Annotated in this window: 11 protein-coding genes; 4 read left to right on the forward strand and 7 right to left on the reverse strand. The window is 51.4% G+C overall.

Annotation, left to right across the window (positions count from 1 at the left end; translation table 11 throughout):
• Positions 1–332 precede the first annotated feature (332 nt).
• Positions 333–2,006, forward strand: coding sequence for a VRR-NUC domain-containing protein (locus tag GM154_RS17985; protein WP_219652970.1), 1,674 nt, complete (start codon positions 333–335; stop codon positions 2,004–2,006).
• The gene (locus GM154_RS17990; RefSeq protein ID WP_219653027.1) at positions 1,967–4,282 is read left to right on the forward strand and encodes an ATP-dependent DNA helicase; all 2,316 of its coding nucleotides are present in this window, start codon (positions 1,967–1,969) and stop codon (positions 4,280–4,282) included. The genes GM154_RS17985 and GM154_RS17990 overlap by 40 nt, the downstream gene beginning before the upstream one ends.
• A gap of 99 nt (positions 4,283–4,381) precedes the next feature.
• Here GM154_RS17990 and cyoE read toward each other — a convergent pair whose 3' ends face one another.
• The 7 genes from cyoE to GM154_RS18025 all read right to left on the reverse strand — a co-directional run bounded on the left by cyoE (position 4,382) and on the right by GM154_RS18025 (position 12,214).
• Positions 4,382–5,269: a heme o synthase gene (gene cyoE / locus GM154_RS17995; RefSeq protein WP_010797660.1), complete on the reverse strand. Its 888-nt coding sequence runs from the start codon at positions 5,267–5,269 to the stop codon at positions 4,382–4,384.
• Positions 5,270–5,280: 11 nt separating this feature from the next.
• On the reverse strand, positions 5,281–5,619 hold the full coding sequence (cyoD, locus tag GM154_RS18000) for a cytochrome o ubiquinol oxidase subunit IV (protein ID WP_219652971.1): 339 nt from the start codon (positions 5,617–5,619) through the stop codon (positions 5,281–5,283).
• A complete protein-coding gene (locus tag GM154_RS18005; RefSeq protein WP_219652972.1) occupies positions 5,619–6,233 on the reverse strand; it encodes a cytochrome o ubiquinol oxidase subunit III in 615 nt (204 codons plus the stop codon). The genes cyoD and GM154_RS18005 overlap by 1 nt, the downstream gene beginning before the upstream one ends.
• Positions 6,234–6,237: 4 nt before the next feature.
• Positions 6,238–8,217 (reverse strand): cytochrome o ubiquinol oxidase subunit I, encoded by a 1,980-nt coding sequence (gene cyoB, locus GM154_RS18010; RefSeq protein ID WP_219652973.1) that lies wholly within the window; start codon positions 8,215–8,217, stop codon positions 6,238–6,240.
• Between the two features lie 3 nt (positions 8,218–8,220).
• On the reverse strand, positions 8,221–9,138 hold the full coding sequence (gene cyoA, locus GM154_RS18015; RefSeq protein ID WP_219652974.1) for a ubiquinol oxidase subunit II: 918 nt from the start codon (positions 9,136–9,138) through the stop codon (positions 8,221–8,223).
• Between the two features lie 1,068 nt (positions 9,139–10,206).
• On the reverse strand, positions 10,207–10,827 hold the full coding sequence (locus GM154_RS18020) for an NAD(P)H-dependent oxidoreductase (protein ID WP_219652975.1): 621 nt from the start codon (positions 10,825–10,827) through the stop codon (positions 10,207–10,209).
• Complete coding sequence (locus GM154_RS18025) at positions 10,820–12,214, reverse strand: class II fumarate hydratase (RefSeq protein ID WP_074827527.1); 1,395 nt, start codon at positions 12,212–12,214, stop codon at positions 10,820–10,822. Before GM154_RS18025 ends, GM154_RS18020 begins: the two co-directional genes overlap by 8 nt.
• A gap of 289 nt (positions 12,215–12,503) precedes the next feature.
• Here GM154_RS18025 and GM154_RS18030 point away from each other — a divergent pair, with 289 nt between their 5' ends.
• Both GM154_RS18030 and GM154_RS18035 read left to right on the forward strand, forming a co-directional pair.
• On the forward strand, positions 12,504–13,031 hold the full coding sequence (locus tag GM154_RS18030; RefSeq protein WP_074827526.1) for a DUF2059 domain-containing protein: 528 nt from the start codon (positions 12,504–12,506) through the stop codon (positions 13,029–13,031).
• 13 nt (positions 13,032–13,044) lie between these two features.
• A complete protein-coding gene (locus GM154_RS18035) occupies positions 13,045–13,359 on the forward strand; it encodes a BolA family transcriptional regulator (RefSeq protein ID WP_010797668.1) in 315 nt (104 codons plus the stop codon).
• Positions 13,360–13,365 lie beyond the last annotated feature (6 nt).

The following is a 13,365-nucleotide window of genomic DNA, read 5'->3' on the forward strand; positions in this document are numbered from 1 at the left end:
CGCGCAAAACAGCGTTGGTTTGCTTTACCGTCAACTATTTTGGCTATGGATATATTGCCAAGCGTTTCCAGAATGGCAGGGTTACAGCGCGAGTCGTATCACTAAAGGTGTAGGTGATAATTCGCTACCTGAAAAGCTTGAGATATAACCCCTGAACATTAGAGTTCAGTTTTTAGGTATCTGTTGCATCCATTCATCCAGACATGGTTGATTGGTAGTCGCCTCGCTGTTATCTGTATATACATCCACCCTGTGCTCGAAAGACCTCCTTCATTCAACTACGCAAAAACGGGTTTCTTTTGTTAAGGCCCGTAGCGGTACTGTGACCCTCCATGCACGCTACTCGAATTCTGGAAGATCCGTTTTATTACCTGAATAATTTCCACACGGTACTGGCCTGGACCGGCGAGCGTTACAGTGATCTTCTGAATGAGACGGAGAAGGTGTTTCTCCAGGTTTTTCCTTCGCTTCCTAAAGCCTCGCAGGCCCTCTTGGTTAGAATGGTCATGCGCAAAGGGGCGCTGTTCCGAGGCAGCAAGCTGTGCTACCAGGAGATTGGCTGCCCCCATCAAGCAGTGTTGCCACTGGTTGGGCTGGGCTGGGTATCGGATAGGCCAGTACTTTCTCTAGAGCAACTGTTCGGGTTGCTGAAAAAGGCAGAATTGGCTCAGGTCTTTCCTGAGCAGTTATCTCGCTCATCTTTAAAGAAGTCAGAGCAGCTTGAAGTGCTCAAGGCTGACTTTAATGATCCGAGGCTGCTGACGGAATGGTGCAGCTCGCTGGATGACCGCGTCTATGAAATTACCGTCACAAACATATGTGACCGATTAAGGCTTATGTTTTTCGGTAATTTACATCAGGACTGGAGCGAGTTCGTCTTATCGGATCTCGGAATTTTCCGTTATGAAAAGGTGGAATTTTCTGATTCATCACGAGGCTTCCGTGTCCGCAAAGACATCGATGATTACGTAGCACTGTATGACTGTCGTGAGCGCTTTCGTGACGGAACTGCATTGGACGACATTCTAGATGTGCTCCCCAGATTACCGTTAGATAATGATTGGCTGGAGGCACGCAGAGGTAAACTGACTTATGAGGTTGCCTACTGCTGTGAACAGCAGGGTAACTTTATTGCCGCCCTGGATCTCTATCAGAGTTGCCGGCATCCTGGCGCAAGAATTCGCGCTATCCGTGTACTCGAAAAAACCGAGCAGTATAAAGCCGCTTTCGAACTGGCCTGCCAGGCAGAGCGAGCTCCAGAAAGTGATAGTGAAGCCCAGCTATTGGCCCGTATGTTACCCCGGCTGCGGCGTAAGCTGAGTATGCCCAAGTTGCCCAAGCGCATCGAACGCTGCGTTGAGCGTATCGACCTGACGTTACATCGTCTGGATGCTTGTCGTCCCGTTGAGTTATGTGTTCAAGAGCATCTGTCGGAACCTGATGCGCCGGTCTTTTATGTTGAAAATATCCTGATCAATGCGCTACTTGGTCTTTTATGCTGGGACGCAATTTTTGTTCCTTTGCCTGGAGCCTTCTTTCATCCTTTTCATCGCGCTCCTGCCGACATTCATATGCCGCAATTCGCAACCAGGCGTGCACAGCAATTTGAAGCATGCCTGTCTCAGCTCGAAAATGGTTGTTATAAGGAAACCATCAAACGCAACTTCCTGGAAAAGCAGGGTATCCAGGCCCCTTTTATTGCATGGGGAGCCGTAACGGCAGAAGTATTGGAGCTAGCATTGCAGTGCTTGCCTCCCCAGCATTTACGCGTGTGGTTCGAGCGAATACTTCAGGATGTAAAGGTCAACCGGACAGGATTTCCAGACTTGATCCAGTTCTGGCCCCACGAGCGACGGTACCGCATGATCGAAGTGAAGGGGCCGGGCGATCGTCTCCAAGATAATCAGGTTCGCTGGTTGGATTACTGTATGGCTCATGAAATGCCGGTATGTGTGTGTTATGTGCAATGGGAGGAGTCTGTTGCGTGCAGTACAGCGTTGCTGTAAGAGCTCTGTGTGAGTTTGTTGCTAAGCAGGGAGACCTTGATCTACGTTTCACGCCATCACCGACAGCCTTTGAGGGCATTCAAGGACATGGCATCGTTACCGCACGTCGAAAGCAGTCTTACCAGCGGGAGGTAGCGCTGGAGGGTGAGTACAGGCATCTTCGCATCAAAGGGCGGGCCGATGGATACGACCCGGAGCTGAACCGGCTCGAGGAAATCAAAACTTACCGGGGCGACCTGACTCACATGCCGCCCAATCATCGTCACCTGCATTGGGCGCAAGCGAAGATATATGGATGGCTGTTATGCCAAAAATTGTCGCTTCATGAGCTTGAGCTGGCTTTGGTGTATTTTGACGTAGGCAGTCAGAAGGAAACTACTCTGCTTGAGCGGTTTACATCTGGAGTGCTTAAAGAGTACTTCGAACGGCAGTGCAGCCTGTTTCTGGACTGGGCTGAGCAGGAACTGACTCATCGCGAGCACCGCCAGCGTTGCCTGGAGACGTTACCCTTTCCACATGCCTCCTTTCGTACGGGGCAGCGTGATCTTGCCGAGGCTGTCTATAAAGCGGCCCATGTAGGCTGTAGCCTCATGATCCAGGCGCCCACGGGGATAGGCAAAACCATTGGCACCTTGTTTCCATTGCTCAAGGCTATGCCACGGCAAAATCTGGACAAGGTCTTTTTTCTTACCGCAAAGAATTCTGGTCGGCAGTTGGCTTTCAATGCGATGGGCGCTATCACCCAAGCCGCACCAGAGCTTTCGCTGCGTATTCTGGAACTGAGGGCACGCGACAAGGCATGTGAACACACGGATAAAGCATGCCATGGTGAATCCTGTCCTCTGGCCAAGGGATTCTATGACCGTTTGCCCCAAGCCCGGCAAGCTGCCTTGAAGGAAAAGGTACTGGATCATGACTCGCTACGCACCATAGCGCTTGGGTGGCAGGTTTGTCCCTATTACCTGAGTCAGGAGATGGCGCGCTGGTGCGATGTCATTGTAGGGGATTACAACTACTACTTTGACAGCAGCGCTATGCTTTTTGCCTTAAAGGAGCAGAGCCAATGGCGGATAGGAATCCTCGTTGATGAAGCTCATAATCTATTGGAGCGTGCGCGGGGGATGTATACCGCCTCTCTGGATCATGCTGTGGTAGCGTTACTTCGCAAAGAGAGACCTCCAGTGCTGAAGCAACCACTGGATCGGATCAATCGTTGCTGGAATGCCTTAATCAAGGAACAACCTTCAACCTATCAGGCATACGACGAAATTCCCGCGAAGTTGTTATCCGCGCTGCAAAAAGCGATTTCAGCTATAAACGATCTGCTTAACGAGACGCTGGCTCCACTGGATGCCACGCTTCAGCGTTTCTATTTCGATGCAATTCAATTCGTTCGGATGGCTGAAAGTTTTGGTGAGCACTCACTGTTCGAATTACTGAAAAAAAATGAGCTGGCACGTAAACCAGCCGTGCAACAGTCCGTTGTAACCATACGGAATGTGGTCCCGGCACCTTTTATCGGCCCGCGATTCAACGCAACCCATACCGCTATTCTTTTTTCCGCGACCTTAAGTCCACCTCACTTCTTGCGGGATACGCTTGGGCTTGCAGCGGGTACACCTTGGGTTAATGTAAAGTCCCCGTTTGCGGCGGAACAGTTATCGGTTCGCCTCGTAGACAACATTTCGACGCGTTATCAACACAGAGAGCAATCCCTGCGACCCATTGCAGAGTTAATGGCTTGGCAGTACAGACAGGAGCCAGGAAATTATCTGGCTTTCTTTAGCAGCTTCGACTATCTCGAAAAGACCGCATCGTTATTTTCCAATCTTTTCCCGGATATTCCGCTTTGGCTCCAGGCACGGCAGATGAATGAGGCAGACAAGGCCCAGTTTCTGCAACGGTTTACAAACACCAGCAGCGGTGTTGGTTTCGTAGTGCTAGGGGGAAGTTTTGGCGAGGGTGTCGACTTGCCAGGGCAGAGGCTGATAGGAGCTTTTATCGCAACACTTGGGCTTCCTCAGATCAATCCTGCCAATGAACAGATCAGGACGAAGCTCGACCGGCAATTTGGTACCGGTTATGACTATGCCTACTTTTATCCAGGTATGCATAAGGTCATTCAGGCAGCAGGTCGGGTCATAAGGACAACCTCTGATCGTGGTGTGCTGTACCTGATTGATGACCGTTTTGCTCAGTCCAAGGTCAGACGGCTATTGCCTGAGTGGTGGAAGGCGCAGACCTTTCGATGGACTTACAGCGTTAACCGGAAATAAGTCTGAAGGAAAAAGCGTAGGCTGGAAAGGCGGTAGTAGGGAGCAGGGGAGGGGACTCAGGACCTGAACGAGTTGTCCAGGCCCTGAGGTGAGGCACTGTTAGCGAGCCATCGCTACCAGTACTTCAGAGGCAGGAACATTGAAGTCTACCGACATCATCACGCTCAGCGCAGTGATCGTAACGATGGAGAAGACGAACAATTTTCTTGCCCAGGCATTGTCATCGTTGGTCTTGTAGCCCATTAGAGCCATGCGCAACCAGTAAACGCCCATGGCTGCTGCAACCACCAAGTACTTATAACCGGCGTAGCCCCCAATCGTGAGCGCTAGCGTAGCGGCCAGAAAGGCCAGGATATAGACCGTAATATGGCGCTTGGTTACAGGGATACCCTTCATGACTGGCAATACCGGAATTGAAGCTGCCCGATAGTCGTTCAGTCTGAAGATTGCAATGGCGTAGGAGTGCGGCATTTGCCAGAGGCAGAAAATCAGCAGAAGGATAGCGGCACCCATATCGAACTCATTGCTAACGGCGCAATAGCCGATTACAGGAGGAGCCGCACCCGACAGGCTACCCACTAGGGTGCCATACACAGATTTACGCTTCAGGCACAGGCTGTATAGACCCACATACACAACGAATCCCATGAGCCCAAAGGCTGCGGATAGCGCATTTACCTTGAAGTAAAGAAGTGCGATACCCGCAATGCCCAAGAGCGTGGCATAGGACAATGTGACACTTGGAGAGATAAGTCCTTGGACGAGGACACGATTTTTCGTCCGTTCCATGACCTTATCAATGTCACGGTCAATATAGTTATTGAAGACGCAGCCGGAAGCGATGACCAGAGACACCCCTACTGCGGTAGCTAAGAAAAGTGCTAAGTCGATGCTTCCTTTCGAAGCAAGGAAAAAACCTCCGGCAACCGAGATCAGGTTGCCGAAGATAATGCCTGGCTTCGTTATAAGTAGGTATTTCTTGATCATCGAAGCGACTCTTAGTGGGCGAGCATATTGCTATGCATGCCGTGAATGATCCACAGCGAGCCCGCGACCAAGATAACAGTGATCAGAACGGTAAACGCAAAGGCAATTACGTTCCAACGCTGCTCAGACGACGTGTTCATGTGCAGGAAGAACACCAGGTGTACAAAAATCTGCACAAGCGCCATTACCCAAATCACGATCAGCGTAGCCGACTGTGATAGTACAGGGTTCATAACGATGCCGAATGGGATCACGGTCAGGATGACGGACAGAACGAAGCCGATAATGTAGGACTTCACAGTGCCGTGGCTAGAGCCCGCGTGGACGATATGTCCGTGTTCGTGAGCCATTACATAACCCCCATCAGATATACAACGGTAAACACGCAAATCCAGACGATGTCCAAGAAGTGCCAGAACAGGCTCAGGCACATCAGGCGAGTCTGATTGGTCGCAGTCAAGCCTTTCTGGCTAACCTGAATCATCAGGATCGCCATCCAGATCAGACCGGATGTTACGTGCAGACCGTGAGTACCAACCAAGGTAAAGAAGGCTGAGAGGAAGGCACTGCGCTGAGGGCCAAAACCTTCTGCAATCAGGTGATGGAATTCGTTGATTTCCATCACGATGAAGCCTAGACCGAACAGGAAGGTAATCGCCAGCCAACCCAGGACTTTGCTCTTCTGCTCTTTGTGCGCAGCGATCATGGCAAAGCCATACGTGATACTACTGAACAGCAGCAAGAAGGTTTCTACCAGAACGTAGGGCAGTTCGAAGATCTCTTTGCCGGTAGGACCACCAGCAAAGCTGCCACTCAGAACAGCATAGGTTGCGAAAATAGTCGCAAACAGAATGCAGTCCGTCATCAGGTAGAGCCAGAAGCCGAATACAGTCATGGATCCGGCATCGTGGTGCCCATGCTCCTCAGCATGGGCAACTTGGTTATGAAGAACTTGACTAGACATAGGTTTAAGCCTGACTCGCTGCTAGTTTCTGGAGACGCTCATTCTCGATACGTGCCACTTCGGCGGCAGGTACGTAGTAGTCGATGTCATCATCGAAGCTACGAATGATGAACGTAACGATCATGCCGACGAATCCAACGATGGCCAGCCACCAGATGTGCCAGATAAGAGCGAAGCCAAAAGCCAGACCGAATGCGCTGATGATGAATCCAACACCGGTATTGCGTGGCATGTGGATGTCTCTGTAGTCAGCAGCCTTACGCTCGGCCAGACCTTTCTCTTTGGCACCCCAGTAAGCATCGATGTCATCAACAACCGGCTGTTCTGCGAAGTTATAGAACGGTGGCGGCGAGGAAGTGGACCATTCCAGAGTACGGCCACCCCATGGGTCACCGGTTACATCCTGGTTCAGCTTGCGGTCACGGATACTGACGTAGAACTGCAGCAGCTGGAAGATAACGCCACACAGAATGATGGCTGTACCGATGGCAGCCACGATCAGCCAAGGATGCCAGTCTGGGTTGTCATAATGGTTCAGACGACGAGTCATACCCATGAAGCCCAGGACGTAAAGCGGCATGAAGGCAACGTAGAAGCCAACCAACCAGCACCAGAAGGCACATTTGCCCAGTTTTTCGTTAAGCGTGAAGCCGAACGATTTCGGGAACCAGTAAGCTACACCCGCGAAGTAACCGAAGACCGCACCGCCGATGATCACGTTGTGGAAGTGAGCGATCAGGAACAGGCTGTTGTGCAGAACGAAGTCGGCACCTGGGACAGCCAGCAGAACGCCGGTCATACCACCGATACTGAAGGTGATGATGAAACCAATGGTCCACATCATCGGAGTAGTGAAGCGGATACGGCCCTTGTACATGGTGAAGAGCCAGGTAAAGATCTTCACGCCAGTCGGGATGGCAATAATAGTCGTAGCGATACCAAAGAACGCGTTGACGTTGCCGCCGGAGCCCATAGTGAAGAAGTGGTGCAGCCATACAATGAAGGACAGCACGGTAATAGCCAGCGTAGCCCATACCATGGATACGTAGCCGAACATGCGCTTGCCGCTGAATGTAGAAGCAACCTCAGAAAACACGCCAAAGGCGGGCAGAATGAGGATATATACTTCCGGGTGACCCCACGCCCAGATCAGGTTGACGTACATCATGGGGTTGCCACCAAGCTCGTTGGTGAAGAAGTGCATACCCAGATAACGGTCAAGCGTGAGCAGAGCCAGGGTAACAGTCAGAATCGGGAAGGCTGCGAGGATCAGAACACTGGTGCACAGGGCGTTCCAGGTAAAAATCGGCATTCTCATCAGCGTCATGCCTGTAGTACGCATCTTAAGAATGGTAACTACAAAGTTCACGCCTGTTAGAAGTGTACCGATACCTGCAAGCTGAAGTGCCCAGATATAGTAATCCACACCAACACCCGGGCTGTATTGAATGCCCGACAGTGGGGGATAGGCCACCCAACCTGTTGCAGCGAACTCACCGACGCCCAAGGACAGGTTGATGAGCACAGCGCCCGTCACGAAGATCCAGAAGCTGAACGAGTTCAGGAAAGGGAACGCGACGTCCCGCGCACCGATTTGCAGCGGCACCACAACGTTCATCAGACCTGTCACCAAAGGCATGGCCACGAAGAAGATCATGATCGTGCCGTGTGCGGTAAAGATCTGGTCGTAGTGATGTGGAGGTAAATAGCCTTCCGCACCGCCGGCTGCGATCGCCTGCTGTGCACGCATCATGATGGCGTCGGAGAAACCGCGCAGCAACATGATGAGCGCTACCAGGATGTACATTACCCCGATTTTCTTGTGGTCAACCGTCGTGATCCACTCGGACCACAGGTAGCCCCATTTCTTGAAATAGGTGAGGCCGATAAATACGGCTATCGCACCCAGAATCATGGCACCGACCGCACCTACGATGATCGGTTCATGATAAGGAATGTCTGCAAGACTTAATTTTCCGAACATGATTTACTCCGCCGCACCTTCGTGCGCACTCTTATTCATTGCCTGATCCATTACCTGATCTACGCGCTTGCTGTAATCGCCTTTCAAGTATTTATCGATGATGTCCTGGAAAAGGTGAGGAGCCACGGATGAGTAATACTCAATCGGGTGCTTCTCGCTAGGCATGGCCAGGTCTGCATAAATCTCGGAGCTCAGCGTCTTGGGAGAGGCCTTGACCTTGGCAACCCAGGCGTCGAACTCTTCAGGTGTCGTAGCATGGGCGATGAACTTCATGTCCGAGAAGCCAGCGCCACTGTAGTTGGCCGAACCACCGCCATACTGGCCGGTTTCATGGGCCATCAGGTGCAGCTGGGTCTGCATGCCGCCCATGGCATAAACCATGCTGCCCAATGCCGGGATAAACAGGGTGTTCATGACCGAGTCAGAAGTAATGCGGAAGTTGACCGGTGTATTAGCCGGGAAGGCAATCTCGTTAACTGTAGCAATACCCTGTTCCGGGTAAACGAAAACCCATTTCCAATCGGTAGAAATAGCTTCGATGGTAATCGGCTTGACGTCAGAGTCTATCGGCCTGAAAGGGTCAAGAGAGTGGCTGGTCTTCCAGATGAGCACGGCCAGAATAGCCACAATCACCAGCGGAACACCCCACACAATCACTTCGACCTTGGTCGAGTGCGCCCAGTTGGGTGCGTAATCCGCATCCTTGTTGGAGGCGCGATATTTGATTGAGAAAAGGATCGCCATGACGATGACTGGGATAACCACAATCAACATCAAGCCGAAGGCAGTTAATATAAGATGCTTTTCTTCTAACCCTACTGGACCTTTAGGATCTAAAAGCGTCATGTTACAACCACTGAGTAAACCAGTGGCACCTAAAGCCAATAGGCTAGAAAAAATACTATGTTTCTTTTTTCTCATCTCACGACCTCGGTTGAGGGGCACTCTTCGTTTCAGGGGATAGCCAGTAATCGGTACCATCACTAATTTAGTGCGGCGCAGAAATAGGTCAGGCTGATGAAGCTTTGGGTGTCGCGGTCATTACAAACGTGTCGATAACGTCAAATGCGTCATTGAGCCACATGTAAGGATATGTTACGACCGAAATCCATTTGAGCCAAGCTGAGCCAGTCTTGGGCCTACGTCTGGATTGCACGTTTCACCAGTCCTCCTTACCTAGCCTGCGTAGAGTGCGGGCTTGTTCGGGCCTTAATGTTGAAATCGATCGCGACTGGAAAACAGGACTCTTCCAGACAGGCTACGCGCTCGTGGTAGTACCAAGCATAGCAGGGGATACATTTAAGGCTTGGCCGTGCCATGAATCTTATTCACGTCAGTGCCGTGTACCAAAAATAACGCTGCAACTTGGGTAGCGTAAGCTGTACCAATAAGCACGAGGCCTATGCGGACGCGCTAATGGGCAGCATCCGGACCAATCTCGCTTGCTTACCAACCCGGTGGACTTGAAGCCATCTGCTTGCTAGTGAGCATATTGTTGCAAGTTGAAAATTCACCCTGCCTTATATAGGCATATTGCTATCAATCAGGTGTTTTTTCTCTCTCAAGAGCGCTTCAAGGCACGCCTTATCGGGCCGTGCGCAGTTTAAGTTCATCTAGGGTTCACGTCTATCATTGAGTCGCTTTTAGGCGATACAAGGAGCTAGCTAAGTCCTTGATTTTTCAATGCCTGCTTCAATATGTCGCACCTTGATTGAGAGATTGTTGATTGTAGGGAATTGACAGCAGGCAAGTACTACAAAAAGAAGCGGAAAAGGAGTCGAAGCGAGAGTGCTAAAAACAAAGATTGTTACATAATATGAAATTATGTTTTGTCATGAAAGGGCGCTGACAAGCATGCGCCAGCGCAACTCAAATAAGGTTTGGTTTCTACGAAGTCAGTTCTGTTATGCATATTGGGGCTTTCTTATTAAAAGACTATTTATCAAGTTCGAGTAATTAATTTAGCAGCATACCTTTTAATAAAGGTTTCTAGTTCAAGTGCGACCCCATTCTTTGCACATCTTGAAGCCATCTTAATCGTTGTTCCTCGCTACTTGCTCTTATTGGTGCGAATTCCAGGTGATCACGAATCTGTATGCCACACACATCCAAGGCCTCTCGCATCATGAGGCGATGCGGAGAAAGTCCTCTCAGGCGCTTCCAAGGAGTAGGCAGACTGTCAGCAGTGACGATAAGGTCAGCGCTTCGGCCTGATAGAAGTTGTTCGCCTCCCCAGATCTGATCGCGATAAGCGAATGCAAAGCCTGGCAAGAAAACACGCTCGATAAAGCCGCTTAAAAGGGCAGGTAGACCACCCCACCAGATGGGGTAAACAAATAGAAGATGTTCTGCCCAATGAATCAGTCGTTGAGCTTCCAGCAAATCTTCTTCAAGAATCTGGCTCTTATCGTAGCCTTCTCGAAGTACCGGGTCGAAACTAAGCTCTCTCAGTCGTAATTCACGTACTACATGATTATGTTGGCGAGCCCCTTGTATATAGGCTGCGCTCAGCGCATGACAGAAGCTTTCGCTCTTGGGCGAGCCCTGGATAACCAGGACTCGTTTGCCATCGCCCTCTAGAGGTGTTGCGCCCGTTCTTGGCTCAGCCATGGCTGCCTGCTTCCAGCATGGTTTCAGGCCTTACCCACTCATCGAACTGCGCCTCGTTCAGATGACCAAGCTCAAGGGCTGCTGTTCTGAGGGTCTTATTTTCGGCATAAGCCTTCTTCGCAATTTCAGCGGCCTTGTCATAACCAATGTGGGGGTTCAAGGCTGTTACAAGCATCAGACCTTGCTCAAGGTGAGCTGCCATTTTCTCGGCGTCAGGCTCCATGCCGGCTACGCAATGTTTGTTGAAATTGCGGCAGCCGTCGGCCAGTAAGCGAATGGATTCAAGAATGTTATAGGCAATGACAGGCTTGAAGACGTTCAGCTGCAGATGCCCCTGGCTGGCAGCGAAAGTGATGGTGGTATCGTTCCCCATTACCTGGCAGGCCAGCATGGTCAATGCTTCCGCCTGGGTTGGATTGACCTTGCCGGGCATAATGGAACTGCCAGGCTCATTGGCTGGTAGCTTGACCTCGGCAAAGCCTGCCCTGGGGCCGGAGCCTAGCAGGCGCAGGTCGTTACCAATCTTCATGAGGGCTACGGCCAGCGTTTTCAGTGCGCCTGACAGTGCGGTAAGTGGTTCGTGACCTGCCAGGGCAGCAAACTTGTTAGGTGCGGTGACAAAGGGTAGGCCGGTAAGTGATGCAATTTCTTTTGCAATCGCCTCGTCGAAGCCTTTGGGAGAGTTGAGGCCAGTTCCTACTGCCGTTCCGCCCTGAGCAAGTTCATAAATGGCTGGAAGGGCTGAGCGAATGGCGCTCTGAGCGATGTCGAGCTGAGCGACGTAGGCCGATACTTCCTGGCCGAAAGTAATAGGTGTTGCGTCCATCATATGGGTACGGCCAGTTTTGACCAGACTCATATGGCGTGCGGCCTGCTGGGCCAGACCTCCGGAAAGCTCATCGATAGCAGGCAGCAGATCTCCCAGTACGGCTTGTGCGGTTGCGATGTGCATTGCAGTCGGGAAGCAGTCGTTGGAGCTTTGGCCGCGGTTGACATGGTCGTTAGGGTGCACAGGCTTCTTGCCACCCTTGCCCTGGCCTGCAAGTTCATTGGCGCGCCCCGCGATCACCTCATTGACGTTCATATTGCTTTGGGTGCCGCTGCCGGTTTGCCAGACAACCAAGGGAAACTGATCATCATGACGCCCTTCAAGCACCTCATTGCTTGATTGCTCGATAAGGTCCGCTATCTCTTGCGGCAATTCGCCTAACCCTGCATTCACCCGAGCCGCTGCTTTCTTGATCAGCGTAAGTGCATGCACGATCGCCAGCGGCATTTTCTGGCCACCAATGGCGAAGTTTTCCATAGAGCGCTGTGTCTGAGCTCCCCAATAGGCATTTTCGTCGACTTCTACAGGACCTAGGCTGTCGGTTTCGGTACGGCTCATGATGCTCTCCTGCATGCAAATTTTGGGTGGTCGGCGCGCTGGCCAATGAAAGGCTTTCAAGCAGTAATGGGAAACCAATAGGGCCAAGGCTAGCGCTTATCGGTGATTAGTCTATTCAGATGTGGGGTGGGTTCCGAAAACATTAGGCGGGTCAGATTTCAGCTAGATTTACCATTGAAGATGCTGAAGCTTGCCTGAACGGAGCCGGAATACGACTTGAGTCATCGGGAAACACGTGGGCAGAATACAGATCTTTTAGCTATCGCTATTCATGTTTAAAGGATGTCCGATGAAGACTTTTCGTGCTGTCTGCACCGCTGTGATGCTCTCTGGTGTCAGTGGCCTGGCCCTGGCTGATGCGGCTAGCCATGCTGCCCAAGCCGAGCGGTTTCTAAAGCTGGCCAACGCCGACAAGCTCACTACACCGGTTTATGCCCAAGTGCATGAATTGTTTGATCAGCATTTCGCCCAGGCCAAGGCTCCGAGCAAGAAGGCTGTTCTTGAAAGCTACATTGCGCGTGCTAATGCAACACTGGACAAGTCGATTGGTTGGGACAAGGTTAAGCCTGATCTGGTCAAACTCTATACTCAGAACTTCAGTGAAGCCGAGCTGAAAGACTTGATCGACTTCTACCAGTCTCCACTGGGTAAGAAAATGATGAATACGCTACCGCAGATCTCCATGCAGTCTGCCCAGCTGACCCAGGGCAAGCTCGAGCAGGCAGTTCCCCAGGTCAACAAGCTGCTGAGTGATATGGATAAGGAGCTGGGTGTTAAGCCACAGGCTGCTCCTGAAGGTAGCGGTTCTAAGAAATAAGCGAGACCTATCCATGAGTATGCGCGACCGTATTCTTTCAACGTTAAGCATGCTGCAGCCGCAGCATCTTGATGTTGTTGACGAAAGCCACATGCACAGCCGTGGTCAGGAAACCCATTACAAGGCTGTAGTGGTCAGTGAACAATTTGAAGGGTTGAATGCCGTTAAGCGGCATCAGAAGGTCTACGGGGCGCTGGGTGGGCTGATGGGTGAGTTTCATGCCCTGGCGCTTCATACCTACACACCCGAAGAGTGGGCCAGACAAGGAATGGCACCTGAGTCGCCGACATGTCGCGGTGGCAGCAAGCATGACGGACTGCACGACTAGAAGTGG

It is taken from the genome of Pseudomonas sp. MAG002Y, assembly GCF_019400845.1.
Taxonomy (GTDB): domain Bacteria; phylum Pseudomonadota; class Gammaproteobacteria; order Pseudomonadales; family Pseudomonadaceae; genus Chryseomonas; species Chryseomonas luteola.